The organism is Bradyrhizobium sp. CCGUVB4N, assembly GCF_024199945.1.
Lineage (GTDB): Bacteria > Pseudomonadota > Alphaproteobacteria > Rhizobiales > Xanthobacteraceae > Bradyrhizobium.
In genome coordinates this window covers 7,913,661-7,936,191 of record NZ_JANADP010000001.1, presented here as the reverse complement: position 1 = coordinate 7,936,191, position 22,531 = coordinate 7,913,661, and the positions used below count along the sequence as shown (strand labels likewise).

At 58.4% G+C, this 22,531-nt stretch carries 16 protein-coding genes, 1 tRNA gene and 3 pseudogenes; 5 read left to right on the top strand and 15 right to left on the bottom strand.

Features of this window, described 5'->3' with window-relative positions; genetic code table 11:
* Positions 1-179 precede the first annotated feature (179 nt).
* The 3 genes from NLM31_RS36925 to NLM31_RS36915 all read right to left on the bottom strand — a co-directional run bounded on the left by NLM31_RS36925 (position 180) and on the right by NLM31_RS36915 (position 3,261).
* Positions 180-256 (bottom strand) — tRNA-Arg (locus tag NLM31_RS36925).
* Between the two features lie 320 nt (positions 257-576).
* Positions 577-1,803: a hypothetical protein gene (locus tag NLM31_RS36920; RefSeq protein ID WP_254195423.1), complete on the bottom strand. Its 1,227-nt coding sequence runs from the start codon at positions 1,801-1,803 to the stop codon at positions 577-579.
* A 72-nt stretch (positions 1,804-1,875) separates the two neighbouring features.
* Positions 1,876-3,261, bottom strand: a complete 1,386-nt coding sequence (locus NLM31_RS36915) for a hypothetical protein (protein WP_254195422.1) — start codon at positions 3,259-3,261, stop codon at positions 1,876-1,878.
* Positions 3,262-3,481: 220 nt separating this feature from the next.
* Between NLM31_RS36915 and NLM31_RS36910 the strand changes: the two are divergent.
* The 3 genes and pseudogenes from NLM31_RS36910 to NLM31_RS36900 all read left to right on the top strand — a co-directional run.
* Positions 3,482-3,743 (top strand): annotated as a pseudogene (locus tag NLM31_RS36910) (damage-inducible protein); the annotation flags it as partial.
* 226 nt (positions 3,744-3,969) lie between these two features.
* Positions 3,970-5,877, top strand: coding sequence for a hypothetical protein (locus NLM31_RS36905; RefSeq protein ID WP_254195421.1), 1,908 nt, complete (start codon positions 3,970-3,972; stop codon positions 5,875-5,877).
* An 18-nt stretch (positions 5,878-5,895) separates the two neighbouring features.
* The gene (locus tag NLM31_RS36900; protein ID WP_254195420.1) at positions 5,896-6,585 is read left to right on the top strand and encodes a hypothetical protein; all 690 of its coding nucleotides are present in this window, start codon (positions 5,896-5,898) and stop codon (positions 6,583-6,585) included.
* Here NLM31_RS36900 and NLM31_RS36895 read toward each other — a convergent pair.
* Together NLM31_RS36895 and NLM31_RS36890 are read right to left on the bottom strand one after the other, a co-directional pair.
* A pseudogene (locus NLM31_RS36895) lies at positions 6,539-6,780 on the bottom strand (SOS response-associated peptidase); the annotation flags it as partial. The gene NLM31_RS36900 and the pseudogene NLM31_RS36895 overlap by 47 nt on opposite strands.
* Positions 6,781-7,402: 622 nt before the next feature.
* Positions 7,403-9,058: a recombinase family protein gene (locus tag NLM31_RS36890; protein ID WP_254195419.1), complete on the bottom strand. Its 1,656-nt coding sequence runs from the start codon at positions 9,056-9,058 to the stop codon at positions 7,403-7,405.
* Between the two features lie 789 nt (positions 9,059-9,847).
* Here NLM31_RS36890 and NLM31_RS36885 point away from each other — a divergent pair.
* Positions 9,848-10,102 (top strand): hypothetical protein, encoded by a 255-nt coding sequence (locus tag NLM31_RS36885; protein WP_254195418.1) that lies wholly within the window; start codon positions 9,848-9,850, stop codon positions 10,100-10,102.
* Positions 10,103-10,350: 248 nt separating this feature from the next.
* Positions 10,351-11,058: pseudogene (locus tag NLM31_RS36880) on the top strand (IS5 family transposase); the annotation flags it as partial.
* Between the two features lie 476 nt (positions 11,059-11,534).
* Here the strand turns inward: NLM31_RS36880 and NLM31_RS36875 are convergent.
* The 10 genes from NLM31_RS36875 to NLM31_RS36830 form a co-directional block, all read right to left on the bottom strand.
* On the bottom strand, positions 11,535-12,905 hold the full coding sequence (locus NLM31_RS36875; RefSeq protein ID WP_254195417.1) for a site-specific integrase: 1,371 nt from the start codon (positions 12,903-12,905) through the stop codon (positions 11,535-11,537).
* Between the two features lie 483 nt (positions 12,906-13,388).
* On the bottom strand, positions 13,389-18,656 hold the full coding sequence (locus NLM31_RS36870) for a calcium-binding protein (protein ID WP_254195416.1): 5,268 nt from the start codon (positions 18,654-18,656) through the stop codon (positions 13,389-13,391).
* Between the two features lie 13 nt (positions 18,657-18,669).
* On the bottom strand, positions 18,670-19,812 hold the full coding sequence (locus NLM31_RS36865; RefSeq protein ID WP_254195415.1) for a WD40 repeat domain-containing protein: 1,143 nt from the start codon (positions 19,810-19,812) through the stop codon (positions 18,670-18,672).
* Between the two features lie 191 nt (positions 19,813-20,003).
* Positions 20,004-20,273: a response regulator transcription factor gene (locus tag NLM31_RS36860; RefSeq protein ID WP_254195414.1), complete on the bottom strand. Its 270-nt coding sequence runs from the start codon at positions 20,271-20,273 to the stop codon at positions 20,004-20,006.
* Positions 20,270-20,422, bottom strand: a complete 153-nt coding sequence (locus NLM31_RS36855) for a hypothetical protein (RefSeq protein ID WP_254195413.1) — start codon at positions 20,420-20,422, stop codon at positions 20,270-20,272. The genes NLM31_RS36860 and NLM31_RS36855 overlap by 4 nt, the downstream gene beginning before the upstream one ends.
* Positions 20,419-20,646, bottom strand: a complete 228-nt coding sequence (locus NLM31_RS36850; protein WP_254195412.1) for a hypothetical protein — start codon at positions 20,644-20,646, stop codon at positions 20,419-20,421. Before NLM31_RS36850 ends, NLM31_RS36855 begins: the two co-directional genes overlap by 4 nt.
* Positions 20,643-21,062 (bottom strand): hypothetical protein, encoded by a 420-nt coding sequence (locus tag NLM31_RS36845; RefSeq protein WP_254195411.1) that lies wholly within the window; start codon positions 21,060-21,062, stop codon positions 20,643-20,645. The genes NLM31_RS36850 and NLM31_RS36845 overlap by 4 nt, the downstream gene beginning before the upstream one ends.
* Positions 21,063-21,301: 239 nt before the next feature.
* Complete coding sequence (locus NLM31_RS36840; RefSeq protein WP_254195410.1) at positions 21,302-21,955, bottom strand: helix-turn-helix transcriptional regulator; 654 nt, start codon at positions 21,953-21,955, stop codon at positions 21,302-21,304.
* Positions 21,956-21,994: 39 nt separating this feature from the next.
* On the bottom strand, positions 21,995-22,183 hold the full coding sequence (locus tag NLM31_RS36835; RefSeq protein ID WP_254195409.1) for a hypothetical protein: 189 nt from the start codon (positions 22,181-22,183) through the stop codon (positions 21,995-21,997).
* Between the two features lie 7 nt (positions 22,184-22,190).
* A complete protein-coding gene (locus NLM31_RS36830) occupies positions 22,191-22,370 on the bottom strand; it encodes a hypothetical protein (protein WP_254195408.1) in 180 nt (59 codons plus the stop codon).
* Between the last annotated feature and the right edge of the window lie 161 nt (positions 22,371-22,531).

The window sequence follows — 22,531 nt, the reverse complement described above, 5'->3', positions numbered from 1 at the left end:
GAACGCAGCCGAGGATGGCGAAGCAACGTCGTGACGCACGCTCCTTAAGGACCTTCCGGTGTGTTCTAAATGGAGCACTCTGGACGTGCACGCTTCGCTTGGTGTCGGCGACGGGCGCCGCGCAAAATCCGGCTGCAACTATTTGAGGAAAGAACTCGGCTCTTTGCCATCGAGAACGATGGCGCACCCGACACGATTCGAACGTGTGGCCTCCACCTTCGGAGGGTGGCGCTCTATCCAGCTGAGCTACGGGTGCATCTCACTTTCGCGCGGGTGCTGGTCCACGCTGCGTTTTGCGCTCGTTCGCTACCGTTTTTCGAAATCTGCTTACGCGATGCTTACGCGAAGAATCTTTCAGATTGGGCAGTTTACCGACGGGCTCTTGACACACTGAAACTCTTTGCCTTTCTCCACTTCCCTCCAATCGAAATGCCCTTGACATCAGCCTTCGAAGGCCAACGCTTCACGCTGGCAATCGCTGACCAACGCCTTGAATGTTTTCCTGGTTAGCGGGCGCGTTTGACTACAAGATTGGTTGAAGCGCGTTCGTCAGGCCGCAAGCATCGTCAGCGACGCCTACTCACCTCTCAGCCGAGGCTTGGCGGTGTTGACCGGCGGTACGCGGGATCGTCCCCCGTTCTGCCGTTGAAGAGCGGCCAGGCGCTTCTTCTCCGCTTCGTATCGGTTTATGGCTCCCTTTGCAGGTTCGTAGATGTCGTGGAAGCCACGGTGGAGATTTCGAGCCATCCGCAGCACGAGATTCGCGAATTCGTGGACGCCGGCTTGCGTCTCCCGGATGCTCTGTTTCAGTCGGACCGACGCATCGCCGCTGTCGCGCAGATACTTTTCGTCGACCTCGCCGCCGTTGTGTTCGTAGACGTGACGGCGCTGAAACGAGCGCGTCGCGGTTGCGATCTCCGCCTCCGTCAGCCCTTCGCAGATGTCGATGTCGAAACCGCCCAACAGCTCCCGTCTGGTCGCGACGAGATCGTGGAACCGCATCTTTCCGATGCGCTCGCGACGCGCGGAACGCATCGGCCTGTTCTGGATTAGCTGCCCCGTGTATTGCCCGACGAAGGTGTCGAACGCCGATCCGATGTTTTTCAGACAGCCTGACGGAACGGCGCCCCGATTCAAATCGTCGCGGATCGCCGGGATGATGCTTCCTTCGAGTTCGCTGAGATCGTTGCGCGTGCCACACACCGAGCAATAAGCGAACCGCCCCAGGACATCGTTAAACTCGCCACACGCGGTGCAGTCGAACTGCTTCTGTTGGCTCTCCTCGGCGTAATAGAACGGTGGCTTCGTGATGTCCTTTCCCGCCGCGTCCGCGACGGCATCCATATCGATGACGTGAATTCCGTCTTCATCCGCGGAAAGCGCCTCGTCGAGCTTCTCGCAATAAAGCCGGACGTAGACCCGTTGCGCCGCGGACAGAAATTCGTGACGCTCGGCATGGGCGCCGCAGTAGGGACAGAGCGATACGCCGCCACGCGTCCGCCAATACTGGTTGCATCTCGGGCACTGAAAGCCGAATTTTCCCTCGCTGTCTGAGGCTACGAATACCGGAACGCAGCCGGGCACGGGTGGAGCGGGCCAAGGCGCACCTATTCCTCCTATCGGTAGATCGGCGATCGGGATGCCCTCTTTCAAGGCGTAGATCGAGTATACAGCCGCCGGGACGGGCCGACTGCTTTGCCAAGCGACACGATATCGCCTCCGACCGTCATCGCCTCTGTCGACGGTGAAGATGACCTGCCCACCGCAATGAGCGATCTCCTGAAATTCCCGCCTTTCGCTCATGATCGCAGATCCCGCAGAGTTCCAAACGAACCGCCCGTGCGAGCACGTGTGGCGCATCAATTCAACCTAGGACTATCGGTTCTCGCTGCCGACGCGAATGAGTCGGAAGAGCTTGTCGAAGAAATCCGCAATTCTCGTCTCGGAGCCGTCGCCGACAACCTCGTTCGCGCCGAAGCGGTACACCTCATATCCGGCGAGCCGCAGTTCCCGGTCGGCCGAAACCGTGTCGGCATACACCTTCAGCGAGGGTTTCCCGTCTTCTGAGAAATGATGCTTGCCGTCGACCTCGATGACGATCCGCTGCCGGTCCGGGAGCAGCAACAGAAAGTCCATGCGTTGCCGCGGTAGAGGTAGGCGGTGGCGCAGCAGTTTGACGATGGCGGGGTCGTAGTGAAGATAAACCTGCGGCAGCAATGCAGGCAGATCATCTCCGAGGCTGGGCCTGTATTTCTTGAAGTACGTCGCGAATAGGTTGTTTTCACCGTCAGATGACAACGATTGCCGAAGACGCGCTCCCAAACCGGCGGCGTTTCCGCCGGGGGTGACTTCTTCCCACCATGCCACAAGGTCTGACCACAGCAGCCCATTCGATCCGATCGGAAGATCGTAGATCAGGCAGCTTTCTTCACCAGACAGCACGACGATGTCGTTGTTGATGGCATCGAGGAAGCCTATCTCGGGCTTCTTCGGGCCCCGTGACGCGAAAATCAAGTTCTTGGGCCGCCCAGCCACGCCTCGGGCTACGGGCCGAAACGCAAAAATCGGATGACCGGATACTTCCCCATCGGGGACTAGGTGATAGCCGTCTCGCGTGAGCACCTTGTTGAGCGCGTCCACTATCCGTAGTTGCTCATCCCCCGATCGCGACAGTGGATGAACCGTCTTCTCGATCATCGCCGCGAAGCGCGCCCGGGAGCAGTCGAACGCCCCGATTTCTCCGAACAAATGTTCGACCGACCAATCGCCGGGATTGCGGTCCATATGTCTCTCGATTTGACGGAGGCTCCGACCGCGAGGCTCGAACATCTCGAACGGCGAAGATAGAGCGAAGTATTTTCCGACCAACGACACCGTGTCGAGTTCGCCGGCGAGATCGTCTCCGTAAACCCGCGCGACGTCTCGACGCGTGATGTGCGTGAGAGGCGGGTCCCCAGCCTCCAACACCTTACGGGCCGCCTCGTCGAGGGCAGGGTCGTTGCGCTCCACGGCAAATTTTAACGCCAGAGTTGCCAATTGCCTATCGGCCAAACCTTCCAGCGCCCGATCGATACGTTGCCGCTTGGACAGGCCATCACCACCCGGCACGACAAGCCCCGCTATGCGCAATGGCTCCGCGCTCAGGGCCGAATGGCTCATCGGGTGCAAGACGGCGACGATCAGGCTGTGGAGGCTGTCGGGCATTGAAACCAAAGAATATTCGGCGCTCAGGCTGCGCAGCGCGGCGATCGTCGCGGTCACGGAAATATGGACATCCAACCGCGGCCATACAATTCCGGTCGGCGGTGAGAACTGCCGGCCGAAGGAGCGTTTTACCGAAGCCGATCCCCAAAAACGTCATTGACACTTCTGCGGAGATAGAACGTATCATGAACTTTAGGATTGTCCACCTGGATCGCTAGCCGAGGGCGGATTTGGTGTCGCGTGCCGCCATCGATAACATCGCCGGCGCGCCGAGCGTCTGGCGGCACCTCTGCGCGGGCGCGAAGCGCTGCCCTTCGGTGTCGCGGAGATCGACGATGCCCTTCCAGGCCGCGTTCGGCGCCCTTCACGAGGTGGCTGGCGGCGGCAATGGCGCAGTGCAGGGCGCCGCGGCGGTATTGGTCGCGGCCGGCATCGCCGCGAGAACGCGCGGCAAAGTTCTGTGCTGTCTGACGCGTGTGGATCTGTTCGCGCCGTCGCTATCGCAAGTCGGCCTGTCGGCGGCGCGCGTAATCTATGTCAGTCGCGGACACATTTTCCGGAGAAAGGTAGGCGAAGCCTTCTTCCTGGACTCTCCCGCCGCGACTAGCGGGTTGGCCAGACGTCGTTCGGGACGATTTACCGAACTCGGGTTTCATTGAAATCGCCGCGTGTCTTTTGCAGCTACCGATGCTTGTGGTGTCGTAATTGGCCATTACGTTTACGGCTAGATAGTGGGAAACGACAATCATTCTGCGGAGTGGGGCTATGCGTGTCGGTCGTCTGCTTGGAGTCCTGCTTATCGCCGTTCTTGTAGGTATCGCTGCCAGCTGGGGCACTTACAGACACGACTACGTCGTTCACGAGCAAGCGGGGGCGGAGTGGGCGGCGCTGACGCTTACCGATCAAACGCTTGCCCAGATGCATCAGCCGCAAGATGCCGACGCAGCGGTATTTTTCTCGAATGCCGTCATCGACAAGGCGCTCAAGCAACTCCCCGGCACGACGATCGGACCCGTCAAATCTAAACTCGGCGACCTGGTCGTTACGGTCGAAGATGCGCGAGTCCACCCGGGTCTTGGGTTCACGGGGGCCGTCGTCGACGTGAAGGTCGCGAGCACGCAGCGTAGCCTCGCGGTAAATCTGAGGCTGGACGGTGATCTTTCATTCCGCGGTATCGCGCCCCAGGCCGGCGACAAGCCGACGGCGACGGCGGAATTCGCGGTCGGCGTCACGAAGGTAGAACCACAGTTCGACTGGGGTTTCCTCGATATCCGCGGCCGGAATTTCCTATCGGAGGCGATCTCTTCTGGGCTAATGATCGCTCTTGATAATCATCTTACCGTCGCAGTGCCGTTTGAAGACCGCATCGGCTTCAACACGGGATTCAAAAGCGATACGACCGTCAAGGCCCCTGACGGTACCGTCACGCTCAATATGAGCTTGCCCGACAAAGTCCTGGAGCAGCGCTTCTCATTTTCCGCGCCCGTGTTTCTACACTCAGGCGTATGGCTTCTGGCCGCCACCTCGGCCGCGGGTCAGGCACCTGTAATTCTGCCCGCCGTTCCCGATCTTCAGCTTTCTGAGCTTGAAAGCCGGATCGCTACATTGCGGGAGCACGTCTCGGGCGCGACCAAAGACTGGGAGCAAGAAGGCGACTTCGCCTTGTTCCTTAGCGGAAAGGCCTTGGTTGGCTTCGTCGGTAAACTGAGCGCGCTTCCCGAAGCGAACCGGACCGTCGTCGTTCACTCGACCGGCGTTACAGGACACCTCGTGGACAACGAGACCATCCTGCTCGAACTGCCCGATGCCACCGACATCAATGCCACTATGACCATCGGACCGCCGAGTGCGATGTGGACGCCAGCCAAAGGCGTGGCGCTCGCTACCGATTTGCGAATGGACCTACACGCCAAGGTTCACGCGCATGTTAAACCGGTAGTGAACATGGGGACGGTTCTCGGGTTGGAGGGTGGAACCGGAAAGCATGTGTCAGGTACGGTCGAACTGGCCAACAAGAACGTCGACGGGCATTCGATCCTGTCACTCGGCGCTACGATGCCTTGCGATACGGTGACCGCGGATGTGACCACGGACGGACGGCTCGTGGCGGGGCCCGTCAAAGTTGATCTCGTTAAAGTCGGGGTTCGCTGGACCATGCCGGTCCCGCCGACACTCGGCGAACCCAATCTCGTTCTTGACGATCTCCCTCACCGTGTCGCTCTCAGGAGTCCAAAGCCGGATGACCATGGCATCGAGGTTAGTCCGGCCCACAAGGCAATCGAATATGTGGTCCATGTAACGGACGCGAAGGCCACGCAAAAGGGCTACATCGTGAGTGCCAAGCTCGACATGAATTCGGTCGACACCGTAGAGCTTCCGCCGGAAATCATCGCTCAGCGTCACGCGCTGACCGACAGCGTCAAGGCGGCATCACGCGGAGCTGCGGCGTGCCCATCGGTTGACCCGGATATGAAAGTTCTTTTCGGGGGCGCCGAGTTCGGGAAGAACAACGAGATCGTCAAGGCCTTTACGAATGCGCTCCACGATCTCGAGCATGGGCCCGGGCCGAACAACGACATTGTAAGAAACCTTGATAATGCGAAACACGATCTCCAGCACGGGCCAGGCCCGAACAATGAAATAAGGAAGCTCGGCAAACGTCTGGGTTTGTAGCAAGAAGGGCGCGAATACATGGCCGATCAAAAAAGCCCAGACAACATGCTCCGCGAACAGTGGAGCAAGGCGTCGCGGCTTACGCTTTCAGGCACCGTTGCGTTATTTCTTCTGACGCGCGGCGCGAAGTCCGGAGCGGGCAAGATTCTTGAAATCCTCGGGGTCGATTGGTCGTCGCTCAACGCTCATGCTGTCGCCCTTCTCGGTGTTCCCGTCGTCGCCACGCTCTGTGTCTGGTCGCTATGGTGGGCGAAAGCTTTTGCGAGACGACATGCGGACGGGGCTTGGTTCGGCAAGGTGGTCACCAAATCCGATCTCGGACTGATATCGGATAAGGCCCGCACAGTCGCGATCTGGTCTCTGATCCTGTTCGTCGCGCTGCCCCTTGTCGGTCTGGGCATCCTCGAGGGGACATTTCTGCACGGAAACTTCTACTTCGCGGTCGACGGCAACTTCAGCTGTCCTCAGAACTGCAAGGAGGAGGTCGGCGTACTGGCGCATTTCTGGCCGGCGAATGGCCTTCCGGACGTTTTCAGCACGGCCTATCGTTACGACGGAAATCTCACCTACGTGCCGTTTTGGCAGCCGATATTGTGGTTGCTTCTCGGCGTCGGAGCTTTGCTCTATGCCCTGTCCTATCTACGGCTAGTCTTTGGAAATTCTACTTCTCTCCGGCCGTCGGTCCAGATCCAGGAAGCGGCGTCGTAGATCGTCCGCTTAAAGCCCCGTCTGGCGGGGGACGCTGCAACGCCTTCGCCTCGTCCCACGGTCCGCGCATCTAGATGTCGCGTTCCTCTTCCGTCGTCAGAATGACGGGCATTGCTTTGGATGAACGCGCTTGACCTCGGCGTTCGGATCGCACGTCAGGAAGCGCAACACATCGTTGGTGACTTCGCCCTCCTTGAACGCGTGATACGCACGCGACGACTCAGGTATGGCGGCACAGTGTCGCACCCTGCCGGCGACACCAAGAACGCGCTAGTCCACTGGCGGGTACACTGGAACGTCTCCGTTGAAAAATCAATTTACATTCAGCTAGATAGATGCCGAGCTCTCTGGCCGTGTGCCGGCGGAGCTCGCAGAGATGCCCGTTGATGGAATCGATGTCCCAGCCAAGTCGTCGGAGGAAGTCTCTGCTTTCGGCTGAGCTCGCCCGGGGTGTGGGCGCGCTCGGAAGGATCTGCAGAGTCGTTGTCACCTTGGCGCGCTTCGCGGGTGGCATCGCGTCAATCTCGGCTCGTTACACTTGGAGGAACGAAATTAGAGAAATTGTGTCCGAGCGGTGATCATAGTTGGTACTGATCGGACCAACAGAGGTGTTTACCGGCAACGGCAGATCGACTTTCGCCATTATACTCTTGTCCACCCTAACATTTGCGTCGTTTTCCTGCTGCATGCCGAGGATTTTCTGCGTCGTTCTGCATTTGCGCGATGATCAGTGCGAGCCAGAGGCGGCCACGCGAGATAACCAAGCTCTTTCAGTGGGTGACCCGCTACCCTTCTCATCAAAAGGAGCGCGTCCCTCCTAGTGCGAGCGCCTTGTGCGAGCGCTTTTGCCTTTGGGCGGCCTCGATCTCGATCGCTTGCCCTGTTGAGCGGTGGTGGCTTCGGACGCACGGATTTTCCTGGTTACTCGCCTTGCAATTGCCCGTGCCAAAGCGTCACGGGTTTCGAAGCGAACTATTCCACGGCGCGCGCAAGCCCTCTCCGAAAATGATATGGTTCGCTCGACCTTCCCATCGGTCGATAGCAGCACATAGTCGAGCACGGACTTGTTATGCTCAGCTAACCTGACGGCGGCAATCCAGCCACGCGGCAAGCGTGCCTCACGCCGGATAGACCAATATGGAGCACGATTGTCCTTAGTACACCAGCGCGCCGCTCGAATTGAGATGCTGCCTGTTCCATTCACGCGCAAGCAATCCGTCAAACCAGGGGCAGTGCACCCGCCCGCCCTTCTGATTGCCAAGACGATTTCCGAGGCAAGTTTGGTCCTTTCCTCCGCCCAAAGTGGCCGCGAATCAATGAAGTCATAGTTTCGTTTAGGAGTGTAGCCGATCAGCCGATACACGTTCCTGATGCTGCGGAAGTGGTTTTGATAGGTGGAGACGCAGGGAAGGCCTATAGTCCTGGCTATGATGGCGGGGCTCAGGCGTCCCTCCTTGAGCAGCGTTCGGCGCAATCGCGCCAGCATCTCCTCATCAGGGAGATCGACACGTCGCTCCTCAATGATCTTATTGGCCTTTATGAATACTTCACGATCGATGATCGGCTCGATACATCCCTCGCTCGTGATCCAAAGCTCCGGTGGATTGTCGGTGCTGCAGGTCCGCCGCAATTTGCGTGATCGGCGGTTAAAGGTGAGGTTTCCGATGTAATTCTCGTTTCTAAGAACCCTGTTAACTGCTGCACGCTTCCATCGCACCCCTGTGCTGGTGGGTACGGCTTTCCGATTTAGCTCCCTGGCGATCGCGGCTTCGGACCTTCCCTCCAGGAACCGTTCGAAGATCCACCTCACGACTGCAACTTCCTCGGGAATGCCCGGCCGCAGTCGGATATGGTCGGTAGTGACGTACTTCCGATCGCCGTTTTTCAGCACGCCTCTTGACTGCTGGCTGGAATCGACAAGCTCCCGCAAAAGAGCATAACCAGGGCGTCCTCCGAGCTTGAACCCAAGCCGGGCGAACCGGCACTGCCCAGCGTGAACCTTTACCGAAAGCTCACGACTGTACTCCGCGGCCATGGCTCGTTTGATGTTCTTGACGATGCTGGAAAGCATGCTGCCGTCATTATCAAATTGCTCGGCACAATACGCAATCTTGATGCCCACCTGCTTGCAGACGAACTCGTAATGCGCGCTCTCATCAAGATCCTGAAAGCGGCCCCACCGGCTTACATCATAGACCAACACGTGACTAAAATCGGCTTCTCCACTTTGGACATCATCAATGAGCTGGATAAGGCCGGCCCTGTTCTTGATGAGCAGACCGCTCTCACCCTCGTCGCGGTAGGTTCGAACAATCGTCAGATTATGGGCGTGGGCGTATGCTGCAATCACAGCCGCCTGATTCTGAATCGAGTATTGCTGCCGCTCTGTCGACATGCGGAGATATTGTGCCGCTCGTGTGCCAATGTGTGATTTTAGCAACTGAGCCTTGTGGACGACCGGCACGTTGGCCATCGATCGTTCCTCCGAATGTTGCCCCGCAGAGTAGATCAAAAATATGCACGAGGTCTGTGGCAATAGCTACCCGGCTCGATATGCTGGTCTTGACGTACTAGGAGCGATACAGAAAGAGGTTGAGCATTAAGAAGCGCGCCCATCGATTGGGTAAACAGCAGACTCTCCGACGGAATTCGACGGGATCATAGCTGGCAATCCCGGCAGTAGAAGAGCCCCATCTCGATGCGGGATTCTTATGGTAGTTCGTGAAGAACCGCCGATCCTACTCATTCCGTCAGCGAAGCTCGCGAGCATCACTCGGACGGTTCTCAAGACGTACGCGACGAGGACGAAACGTTTCCGAACTTGACCGCTTTAGAAGCGTGCGACTTCAGCCCGATGCAGCTCGCGGATGCGCCCCACGATCTTGACAAGGCCGGTGCGCTATCCGGGCTCTCAGAGTCAGCGGCTGCGCTGTCTTCGGCCGCATCGTCAGCGACTTTAATTCGGCGCACTCGTCGTCGCTCAATCTCAGGGGGCAAGTTGCTGGACCTCCGTTGGATGCTCGTTGCTGTCTGCCCCCATCCTTGGCACAGCAACGCGAATCTACCGCGAATCTAAAATTGCGAACTTGTAATTCGCGACACTAGATCGGCTTCGCGGGGCCCGAGCCCGGGCTCCCCTGCACTCGCTCTGCCCGCGCAGATCTTCCAGTAAACGGCGAAGCGGTCGCTAAAGCCTCGCTCGCCGGCGCCTTCCTGTCGATCGGCGACCTTCACCGAGCGCATGACGCGGGGAGCGGCTACCTTGCGATCGCGTCCCTCATACTCGGCAAATGGCGGATCGGCGGGAACCGCGCTCGCATGCCTCCTGTCCGGCGCCGCAACCGCGCTGCAATTCCAGCTTCCGGCGCTCGGCATCGGCGTGCCGAACGCGTCGCTGATCATGTTGCCGTATCTGCTGGCGCTGCTTGCCGTTGGTGGCCTGGTCGGCCGGCAGATGGCACCGCGACCCTGGGTGAGCCCTATCGGCGCTGACCTGCGTCTACTAAAGCTGCGCTGAAACCGGGTTCATTGGCCGAAAACCGACATCGAAATTGGCATTATCCCTCGCTTGCAGGCAACAAGCTCGCCAAGGCCTTGGCTTCCGATTTGAGAGCGTCGAGCGCAGTCTTGCGTGCGTCGGTGTGAAGCGCGTTCTGATAGCTGAACCGAAAGCGCGCCCCGCAGCTTGCCAGGCTGTTGAAAAAGGCGCTCGCCGCCGATCGGCGACCATGATTCATTGATTCCGATGAGATTCGGAGATGGTGCGTGCGCGGCGGCGACAATCGAACGGGCGAGCTGTTTAGCTACGTTGATCTGGAGGCGCGGGTGCGGCGTGATCATCCGCTGCGAGCGATCCGGACGATCGTGAACGAGGCGCTGGCGGTGCTGGAGCGCGAGTTTGCCGCGCTCTATTCGCCGATTGGGCGGCCGTCGATCCCACCGGAGAAGCTGCTGTGGGCAATGCTGTTGCAGGCGTTTTATTCGATCCGCTCCGAGCGGCTTCTGATGGAGCGGTTGGAATATGACCTGTTGTTTCGCTGGTTCGTGGGAATTGGCGTCGACGACACGGCCTGGAACTATTCGGTGTTCTCGAAGAACCGCGACCGGCTGCTGGAAGGCGACATCGCAGCCAAGTTCCTGGCGGCGGTGTTGGCGCAGCCCAAGGTGAAGAAGCTTCTGTCGAGCGATCACTTCTCGGTCGATGGCACGCTGATCGAGGCCTGGGCCTCGAAGAAGAGCGTCAAGCCCAAGGATGGCTCGGGCGAGCCGCCGGCGCAAGGCGGCGGGCGCAATGCCGAGGCGGACTTCCACGGCGAGAAACGCTCGAACGACACCCATGCTCCGACTACCGACCCCGATGCAAGGCTCTACCGCAAGGGTAAAGGCAAGGAGACGAAGCTGTGCTTCATCGGGCATGGGCTGATGGAGAACCGCCACGGCCTGCTGGTCGATGCCTGCCTGAAAGTCGCCGACCTCAGCAACCGCAGTCACGGCAACGATGAAGGCGACGCCGCGCATGACCTGCACGGCCTCAACAAATGGCGTCATCGACCATCGTGGCGCCAGCTCTTCTGCGCCTCCGGGATTTGAACCTGTTCCATGGTTCCTTACGCGCGGGTGGATCGCTAATGAACGGTGGCTCACCGGCCTCGCCAGTTAGCCTAGTTTCCCATCGGAAACAGGCGGCCCCCAGTGGACCCTCCGCGACCAATGCCAAGCGCTCACGCCACTGTACTCAGGACAAACAGCGGTTCGTCGTGTCGGCGATCGCGTATGATTCCCTCCCTGGGCTCCAACGCTTCTCGACACTTTGTCCGCCTGATGGTCACTTCAGGCTAGCGGATAACCGCGATTGCTTTCGCAAAGGTTTGGCGGCGATTCCGACGCTGTCCACATGAGCTTGCCACGGATTGAATTGGGCAACATTAGCCTGCCTGATGATAGGTGACTCAAGCCTGCGCGCCTCCCTTGATCGGCATCACCTTCTTGGGATTGAGCCAGTGGTCGATCCGATCAGCCCAATGCTGCATCAGCTTTGTGCGCGAGCCGATCAGCGCGAGAGGTCCGTGCTTCTTGTAGAGACCTTCCACAGTCGAATTATCGAGATGCGCGAGCTGCAGCTCGACGACATCGCCATCCCATGCCTTGGCGTCCTTGATCTCTTCGTGGTGAGACAGGGTCGAGAAGGTGGTCCGGAATCCGTGGGCACAATGATCAGTCTTGGTGTCAATGCCAAGCAGCCGCAAGCGCTTGTTGAGCGTGTTGTTCGATAGCGGCGCGTCCTTCGAGCAGGAAAACGCGTACCGCCGATGACCAGTCAGCTTCTGAACGCTGCGCAGGATTGCGAGTGCTTGGCGTGACAATGGCACGACATGGTCCCAACCGGTTTTCATCTTGGCGGCTGGAACAGTCCAGCGTTCGGCATCCCAATCGACCTCGCTCCACTCCATTTCATTGACCATGCCGGGGCGGGGAATGGTCAGCGCATCAAAGCGCAAGGCAAGGCCAACAACGTCACCAAACCTCGCTCTCGTCCACGGTGCGGTAATGAGCTTGAAGACGCGCGTCACGTCACGTGGTTCGGTGACGCCGGGACGCGGCGTCGAAATGTTGGCAATCATCTGTCCCTTCAGGTTGCGGAATGGATTGTGGCCGTCGCCTTCCACATCGGCATAGTCGCAGATTTGCTCACCGATGCTGCGCACGCGGTCGCGCGTTTCCAACTTTCCTTCGACTTCGTATGAACGCATGAAAGCGAGCACGTCTGGACGCTTGATGTCTTGCCTACACAACTTGCCGAAGCGAGCCTTGACGTAACCGACCCGCAGCTCGAGCACCTCGATCGTCTTGGGGTCGCGCACCGCGACAATCCTGCCGCGTTTGACTTTCTCCACCTTCTTCTTCGCGAGCCACTCGTCGGCCCATTGCCCGAAGGACCGGGCGGCCGACTGCCTATGCTTGTCGAGCTGCTTTTCGGTGCTCGGGTCTTTGCCTTCCTTGAGCAGGTCTTTGGCTTTGTCACGTTCGCGACGCGCGTCGGCGAGTGAGAACGTGCCGCCCTTGCCGTTGCCGTAAGGGCCGATGGAGTACGTTTTCTGCCGACCATGGAAGCGGTAGCCCATTCGCCAGAGCTTGGAGGCAGCGTTGCCGGGATTGTTCTCGTCCGGCGTGACGAAGAGATAGAGACCACCACCGGTCGCGTCGGAAATCTTGGCGGGACTCCACGCGCCTTTGTCGAATTTGGGTCGGGCGGCGCGACAGTCGACGTCGGTCTTGATCTGTTTCGGGGTGGCGCTCGTGCCATCGTTCTTGCCGGCCATCTGCTCATTCCTCGTTCGGAAATAGCGAAAGTCACCGTGAACGTTTGTTCTCCCGATACCAACAAAAATACCAACAAATCGGGCGGCTGGGATCGGATGAGAACAAACGGTGACAAACACCGATGTACGCGGAAATGCCTGCTTTTCAAGGGCTTCTGAGCACTGTCCGGACAGTTGCGGACGCTTTCGAACTGGCTCGAACAGCCTAGTTGGTGCCCCTGGCCGGAATCGAACCAGCACTCCTTGCGGAACTCGATTTTGAGTCGAGCGGTATATACAATAACTAATTGATATTTTTAACTAAAATTCACGCTTATCTGTGTATGTGTAAGAGAGTGTGTAAATATTTGCCCGCTTCTCTTCTCTTTCAATGCCCCAAGAAAGGCTACTGAACGGCTTGGCGAAGGCTTGGGCGAAACTGCTGACGAAGCAAAGAGAGCCACGCCAAGCGATCCGGTAAGGCCGACTCCCACCTGCGCGCGCTCAATGATGCCAACTCGCCGCAATCGCGTTTTGCAGGGTGGTGTCGGCCGGCATCGACGTTGCCGTCGCCGGATTGAAGCCGGAATTGGCGGCGGCATAGGTCGCCATCGCCTGCACCAGCTGCGCCACCTGGCTGTCCAGCGTCAGGCCGCCGGCGGTGATGCCCGCGACTTCGGCCCCTGCATTGCTACCGAACCAGTTGTCGACCGTGATCTGGTCGCTGGTGCCTAGAAGGTCGATGACCAGATTGTTGCCGCTTTGCTGGAACCAGAGATTTTCGTCGCTGACCGAGCCTGAGGTGAAGTTGATCGACCCCGCCGCCGACGTGGCGCCTCCGGCCGCATTGTTAATGCTGTCCTGGCCGAAGCTGGCGCCGAAGTCGTAGGTGTTGGTGCCACTGCCGCCGTTGAAGGTATCGTTGCCGGTGCCGGCCACCATGGTCAGGCTGCCGCTGCCGCCGGTCAACGTGACGTTCGCCGAACTTCCGCTGGCGTCGAGATTGACCGCACCCGTCACCGTCTTGCCGGCAAGGCTGTAGGTGCCCGCCGTGGTGGCGTCGAGCGTCGAAGCGCCGCCGCTGGTATTCTTCACCGCCGTGAAGGCGGACAATTGCGAAGCCGTCAACGACACCGAAGTACCGTCCGCCTCCAACGTGCCGATGCCCGAAAGGGTGGCGCCGGAGATATTGCCGCTGGCGTTTAACGTACTGCTGGTGCTGCCGGCCGTGACATGCGAGCCGGAGGCAAGTCCGCCGAGAGCATAAACAATGTCGTTGCTGCCGGCGCCCAACGTAATGGTGTCGACACCGCCGCCGGCATAAGCCGTATCCCCGGCGCCGGTCCCCATGGTCAGCGTGTCCGTACCGCTGGCGCTGGCGTGCAGCACATTGCTGGCGGCGTTGCCGGCGATCAGCGTCGTGCCGGCGTTCGACGTCGCATAAAGCGTATCGCCCGCCTGGCCGCGCCCGCTGGACATGCTGTAGGTGCCGCCGGTCGCGGCGTAGAGAATGCTGCCCGCCTGAACCAGGCTGAACCCGGAGAGTTCAGACGCGGTGAGCGTCACGCCCGTCGTCGAGTAGATGGTATGGACGCCCGTGATGGTGGCGCCGGTGATATCGCCATTGGCGACCAAAGTGCCGGTCGAGGTTGCGCTCATATTCACGCTCGACCCGCTGACGAGGCCGCTGAGGGCGTAAACAATGTCGCCGCTGCCGGTGCCGGTGGTGATGGTGTCGACGCCGCCGCCGGCATAGATGGTTTCGCCGGTGCCGTTGCCCGCCGTCAGCGTGTCGTTGCCGCTGGCGCTGGCGTAAAGCGAAATGCCCGACGCCGTGCCGGACAGGGTCGTGCCGGTATTGGCCGTGGCATGCAGCGAGTCACCCGAATTGCCCTTGCCGTTGATGCTGTACGTGCCGCCCGTCGCCGCATAGATGGCGGTGTTGGCTTCGATGACGCCGATGCCGTTCAGCTCGGCCGCCGTCAACGTGACGCCGGTTGTCGAGTCGAGGGAGCGGATGCCGGAAATGGCGGCACCGGAAATATCGCCGTTTACATCCAGCCTCGCGTCCGAACTGTTCGCGGTGACGCTGGAGCCGGCAGCAAGGCCATTGTAAGCGATGATCGTGTTGCCCGTACCCGTGCCGGTGGTGATGGTATCGACGCCAAGGCCCGCATAAACCGTATCGTTATTGCCGTTGCCGGTGGAGATCGTATCGGCGCCGGTCGAGTTTCGTGCATCCAGAACATTGCTGTTGCCGCTGCCCGTCGTCAGCGTGTCGTTGCCCGTGCTGTATTCGGCGTTCAGATAGTCACTGCTGCCGGTCAGCGTCTGAAGCGTATTGTTGCCGGAGCTGTAGGACACATCGAGCGTATTGCTGCTGCCACTGCCGACGCTGAGACCGTTGGCGCCCTGGCTGTGTTCGGCGTCGAGGTAGTCGTTGCCGCCATTCCCCGCCGTCAGCGCGTTGGTGCCGGTACTGTAGTCGGTGCGGATCAAGTCATAACTGCCGTCGCCAACCGTCAGCGTGTTCGTTCCGCTGCTGTATGAGGCATCCAGCGTGTTATTGTAATTGCTGCCCGTATTGCTCGAAAGCGTGTCTTGAATGTCGAGCGCATAATTGGCGCTGCTGTCCGCGATGCTCAACGTTTGACCCGTACCATCGCCATCTGTGACCGAGACGGTATAGGCACCGCTGATCAATGCCAGAACCCCGAAATCCGCCGATAACTGCGCCCCTGTCAGTGTGAATGCCGGCGTCCCGCCGTCCGTCAGGGCAACAGAAGTCAATTTGCCGCTGGTCGCCAGCGTCTCAAGACCAGAAAGATTGGCGACGACATTCGCCGAACTATCGGAGACAGTGAGATGGTAAGCACTGGTTATTGCGTTGAGCGCGGAGGAGGTAGCTTCCGCCGCTGTCAATGTCATTGACGGCACGCCGGTATCCGTCAACGCAATCGATGTCAATTCACCTGCCCCTACAAGCGTTTCCAAAACGGCGATGTTCGCCTGCACATTTTCTGCCGTATCGGAAACGGTAATCCCGCTGACGTTCGCATCGCTTGCTACGAACTCGGCATTTTCCGCCGACACACCAGAGACGAACAGGTTGTAGGCGCTGCCAATCGTGCCGAGTGCGGTCGAGTCCGACGAGAACTGCGTCGCCGTCAGCGATAAAGTCGGCGTCCCGCTGTCAGTCAAAGTGATCGAGGCTAAGTCCCCGTTTGCCGCCAAGGCTTCAAGAACACTAAGATTAGCTGTCACATTTGCTGCCGTATCGGACACACTCAAACTATAGGCGCTGGAAATCGCATCGATTGCGTCCAGATTGGCCACGACTTGCCCGGCCGTCAGTGAAATGCTCGGCACAGAGCTGTCGGTTAGGGCGATAGCCGTAAGCTGGTCACCGGCGGCGAACCCTTCAAGGGTCGCGAGGTTCGCCACGATATTGGACGCAGTATCCGAGATGGCGAACGTGCCGTTGACGGTGCTGAACTCATTAAGTTCGGCCATGTTCAAGACGGCGCCACTCAACGCATAGAGCGTCTGCACGCCCGTGATCGTTGCGCCCGTGATGTCGCCGGACGTAGCAAGTATGTTGCCGGTGCCATTGCCTTCAATCGATGAGCCGGCCGCCAAGCCACTATCGGCATAGAAAGTATCACCACCCGTACCACCGATCAGCGTGTCGACGCCTTCACCGGCATAAAGGGTGTCATTCGTGCCGTTACCTGCCTGCAACATGTCATTGCCGAACTCGCTGGCCTGAAGATATTGGTAACTCTCATTGTTTCCGATCAGCGTTGTGCCTTCCCATCCTTCTGCGGTAAGGCCGTAGAACGCAGCGTTGGGATCGACGTTGCTGCTGAGAAGGGAAACAGTCCCGCCGCCTTCGATAATGACATTAACGATCGACGCGCCATCGGGACTAACCGCGATTTCGCCAAAGCTGTTGAACTGGTCAGCGGTCAGCTTCACGCCGCCGTGGAGAGTGTCATTGAGAATCTGCAATTCCTGGATATTGGAAATCGTATCCAGGGAGATGTCGCCGGCGGCTTCGAAGATGTTGGTCGGCGTGACGCTGACGATGTAACCGTTATGGTTCGTGTCATAATCGGTGATGTCGACCGACGTGGCGCCGGTAACGATCGCGTTATCCCCGCCGCTGTAGAAAGTGTCGGTGGCGCTGCTGTCGTCGATCTTGGTCACCGTGCCGTTGATCGTCGTCGGCGTTTGCGCCGGGTTCAGATATGCGTCGTTGTCGGCGCTGAGCTGTGAGGCCGTCAAAGAGACGCCCAGGTTGGTCAGATAGTCGGCAAGGACCTGCAGGTTCGATGTTCCGGCCGCCACGGCTGCAACATGCGCGCTGCTTGACGAAGGCAGGGTAAAGACCTCGCCGCTTGCCAAGGTCACGGTCCCGCCGCCGCTCGCGTTGAGGACTAGGTTACCGAGCGGTTGCCCGTTCGACGCCGTCAAAGTCGCCGAGAGCGTGTTGCTCGACGAATTCCAGCTAAGCCCTGTGTAGGTGCCGGTGTCGAGGGTGATGGAGTTGCCGTTGGTAAACGCGACCACGACCGACGCAAGCTTGCCGGAGGAGTCATAGTTGAACGCCTGATCGGCCAATAAGCCACCGTTCAGATTATAAAATGTGTCTGTCTCACTATCGTCCGTGTTGACTTGAATTGTATCCACGAGTTGATTGGAGGCATTGTAGGTGTTGTCCGTTATGAGAGACGAACCGCCGGTCAGGTCAAAATCGACGACATCCGACGAACCATCCGTATCGTTCACCGTCAGTTGCTGAAGCGATCCGCTGCTCGACAGAACATCCGTGTAAGACGAATAAGGAAAGTCGCTGGCTATTAGGTCGCTTCCAGCTTTGGCGGCGGCCAGTGGCCCAACGGTTCCATTTTGGGTGGCATTGCCGGTGGTGTTGTCCAAGCTGTACCCGAGATCGGGGGCATAGTTTGCCTCAAGGTCATGAAACGGCAACTGCGCGACGGCGACTACGGCTAAATCGGCGCTCAGGCCTGCGGCCAACAGCGCACGGGTTTCAACCCCCAAAGCACCTAATAAGAACGGGCTTGATAGAGTCGACTTCAAATCCGTGTAAACAATTCCCTCTTTGACTAAGGCGGCGCCGCTTGCAACAGTGCCAGTCATTTCAACTTGGCCAATGTGTTTGATGCTTGGCTGCGTGTAAGTCGCGCCGGCCTTCGTGTCTGTGCCAAAGTTTCCGACAGGATCGCCATAATCGACGTAGTCAGTTAGATTTGGATCAGTTCCTGAAATGGCCACGCCGGGCGCACCGAAGGTTACGCCGCCGAACGTTATACCCGCAACACCAACGGACGCCGCTTCGGCTTCCGCACCGCCAAGTGAATGTCCGGTGACAAAAATCTTGCTGGTGGGGATGTTATGGAACGCTGCAGCCAGTTCTACGGTTTGCATGAAATTGGCGGCATCGGTAAAGGCCTGCGGTATCTGTCCTAAAGCTATCGCAGCGTCGGCACCGGTTTCACCAGCAATATAGGAATTTCCCGCAAGAGATGCGGCCGAACTACCGGGAAGCACGGTCCCTTCGAAAGCAACGATGATATTTCCAGAACTGTCCTCAAATGCCTCTGCGTAAAAACCGTGACCGAGCAGGCTGGGATCTGATACGACAGGTTGGCCATTTGAACCAAGCAGTGGCGTAAGGTCAGAGGGGGTTGTTCTAAAGTAGGTTGCATCGGAGGCTTCGAGATAATCGGCAAGCGATGGATTGCTCATGGTGGTCCCCCGATCAATAGTTGAGATTGAAAACGGCTACGCCTTCACTGCTGCATGCGGCTAACTGCTTGCCGTCCGGCGAAAACGCCAGACACATGGCAGTTCCATTGTTGCGAATGATTGTCCCGCGATTGTCCGGCTTGTTTGGATTCCAAAGACGAATCGTGCTGTCGTGAGAGGCAACAGCAATATATTTGCCGTCAGGACTCCAAGTGACCTTCCATGGAAGGATGTGCTCAGGGTAGGACGCGACTATCTGACCGTCCGAAACCCTGACGACGCGCGGAGACTTAACGCTATCATTGCCGGCTGTGAAATAACCGCCAGCTGCGATAAATCCGCCATCTGGGCTATAGCTCAGTGAGCGAACACTAGCGTCAGTTGTCTTTTCGTAAGCTTGAATTGTCTTCGTTATTTGTCGCGTCTCTACGTCGTAGAGAAAGACTCTCCCCAGAGAACTGCCAAATGCGATTTGACGGCCGTCAGGGGAAAACGCAGCCGAGAACGGCCAAACAACCGGGATGCTTTGCACCATCTCCCATGTCTTGGTTGAGTATACAGGAACGGGGTTTTCACCAAACTCCTGCGCCGGTCCTGGTTTGGCGAAACCGTTGGCGCCCGGCGCCACAGCAACGGCCAAGCTTCTATCAGGTGACAACGTGTAGGTGTTATATCTGAAATCCTTCTCGGGATGCTGACTAGCAATACCTCGAACGAAAGAGCCATCTTTCGCGCTCCAGACACTCAGACCCCAGAGCGACGCATCTGGGGTCATTGGCGCGTTTGAAGGTGCTAGAATGTTATCGTTGTCCAGAAATTCAAACGAGTTCGACAAATCCCCAGTGCTCACCCCGATGACTTTCGGGCTGCCGCCCTCTGTGTTCCACACTTCGATGCGGTTGCCGTAGTTGCTGATCGCCGCGATCTTCTTGCCATCCGGCGACCAGGCAACAGCCGTTGGCGCGATTTGATCGGACAGGCCCAAAAAAGACCCGACCAAATTGCTCGGCGCCAGTTTGTAAACTTTGCTCAGGCTTGCACGGGGTAATGTGGCCTGCGAGTCAGCCTGCTCATCCGCCATTGCCAAGTTGCTGGGCAAGGCAGCCAGAGAGAGAAGTGCCACAAATGCCCAAAGCTTGATTCCGGATCGTTTCATCAGTGCCTTCATGTTTGATGGGGGATATTTGGAATGCACGGCCTGGAGGGAGACGAAGGCACGGCCTGCTTGCAATTCACGTCAGCGCTGGCGCGCTTGCTTTGATTCGTTCTTCGAACTGCAATCGTGTCGATTTATACCATGACAACCAGAGGGTGTATATTCCCCCATTTGGGGGGCAAGCCGAACGACTATTTGTTTGAGTTTGTTGGTCGATATCGCTCCTTGCGAGGAGTGATCAATCCGAACGCTATGGCAATGGCTATTGCGTTGGTCTTGTTGACCGCGCCAAGCTTGCGACAAGCGCGCGCGATGTAGTCTTTTACGGTCTCTTCGGAGAGAGACAGAATGTTCGAGATTGCGTCGCGCGTGTTTCCGTAGGCAAGCAACGTCAGGATATCGCTTTCACGCGGAGCGAGCTTCTTCGTCGGTCGCTTTAGTATGAGTTTGACGTGAGTCATGAAACCCGCGCCTTAATCCGCGCGATGACGTGCTCGACGGCCTGTTCGGTTGCAAAAGTCAGGCCTTCCTCAGCGATGGCCTCTAGTGCCGCGAGCGCTTCCAGCAGGAGGTCGCGGTTGTCCTCGTTTGTGGGTGCCTTGTCGGTCATGGCTGCCTGCTCAGTTTGAGTTCGACGGCGGCGAGCGAATTGGCGAGATGCCAATGCTTCACCACCTCGTCCGGCGTAAAGCCGCGTTGGTTGAGGTCTTGCGGCAGGCACGCGCCCTGTTCCTGGGTGACCTTGATGATGGCGGCAGCCATGCGGCCGGCGGGTTCATATCGTTTGTCTTGGTCGTCCGAGACCAGATCGACGACGCGGAGAGCGGCCATCATGCTGTGGCCTCCGCTGCTTCGATTTCTTCGTCGAGGTAGCTCAATACGAAATCGGCCAGCTTGTCGTCGCTTAGCTCCGTATAAAGAACGCGGTTGATGCGTCTTACATTCCGTATTTGCAGCCGGTCATGGAGCCGGATCAGGGTATTTCTATTTTCAGGAAGAATTGTGGCTTCGTTGGCGCGAAGCTCCTGAACATGCCGTTCGATAAGTTGATCGACGATGACGGCGTCGGCTTCGTCAGCCAATACATCCGGGGTTGGCGAACCGACATGGAGAGCGCAGAAATCGTTGATCTGACGTGCCAGTTCACGCGTCTTTTCCGGCGCTTCATGTGGCTTGATAGCCTGTCCGTTCGTCAGCACGGCGACGAATGCCAGTGCAGTAAATAGTATGTCTTGATCCGTCCGTGTCATGCGTAGCCCCATCGATTAATTGCGATGCGAGTGTCGCCATCGGGGGCATCAAATCCAACAAGAGTATCCGCCGATAATCGTCGGAATGACCCGTTCATTCCGACGAAAAACGCTGCAACCCGATTTTCGTCGCCTTAGCCGACGATCCTGTCGCTTCGGAAGCGTTGGGGCGCAGGCAAGCAAGGGAAATCGTGCAAGGGGCGGTGACAGGCGGAATTGCAGATGGCGTACGGGGAGGCCTAGACAGCAGCGGCGATGCCGGCGTCATACGAGGCTGCGCGGCGCTGTAAGGCTTTCGCAGCGTTCCAATGCGCCAGGAATTGCTGGCGGTAGCTGCGTGCAAGAGGGGCAATCGAAAAGACGACGATAACAAAGCCCCTGGCGCTGTCGGCTACGATCTCGGCGTATTTGTCGCCAAAAACAATGTAGGAGACCGCCCCGAAATGGGCATCAGGCATGGCGCGCATGTCGAGCGACGACATGAAGAGCGACGGGGGAGCCGACTCCGGCAAGAGGCACTTGACCGAGGTAGTGTCGCGCAGTTGCTCCAGCCGCTCAAGATTGGTTTGCAAGGGCTTGCCGCAGGGCTGCGCCAGGACGTTGCGCGAGGAGATGCAGGCGATGACTTCGGAGCACTTCGTCTGGAGTTCCGCGAAGAAGCGGTCGCAACTGTCGTGTCCCTGGTAAATCTTGATCATATCGTTGCGGCGGCGAACGCCGTCGCCTTCAAGAAATTCAAGGCCGGCGTTCTCAAACGCCGTGCGGATGGCGACCATCGTGCTTTCGCGGGCGGCAAATCCCATCTCGATGCTGCGCAGCGCCGTGAGCGACACGTCGGCGTCCTCCGCCGCCTGCTGCTGCGACCAGTCGAGCAGCGCGCGGGCGGCCTTCACTTGCGATGGGGACAAGGATGTCATTTTATCATCTACAAATCAGTGTTTCGTCTGAGGCTGTGCGTCATTCAAAAGATCGAGCACAGCTTGCAGCCGCAGCTGGCCGTCAACCGGCACTTCGCGTTGCCCGATCTCGGCCATGCGTTCGATGGATCGGAGAATATAACGGGCGCCGTCCTCGCCGTAGCTGGCAACGAGATCGCGGTAGGTAAGCTTGTCGTTGTTCATGAACCGCTCACGCCGCCATGGCTTGCTGCTGCGGCATGGGACGCTGCATCACGATCTTCCAGCGGACTTCCAGTGGGAGCGGAGCGTCAATGTTGACCCGGATGCCCGCCATCTGCTCGATCTGCTCGATGAGGGCCTGAACCCCGAATTCGCCGTGGCGAGAAACATAGCTATTGAAATCCAACATAGTAATGCTCCGAAAAATAGAACGGTGTCGAATGGCCAGGACCATACATGAGTGTATGGTCTGATTTCAAATAAAATCTGGTTTAGTCAGAATAATAATCTGAATTGAAAGTAATTAATTGTCTTGAATGGTGGCGTGTTGCCAGATTAGAAAAGGTTATT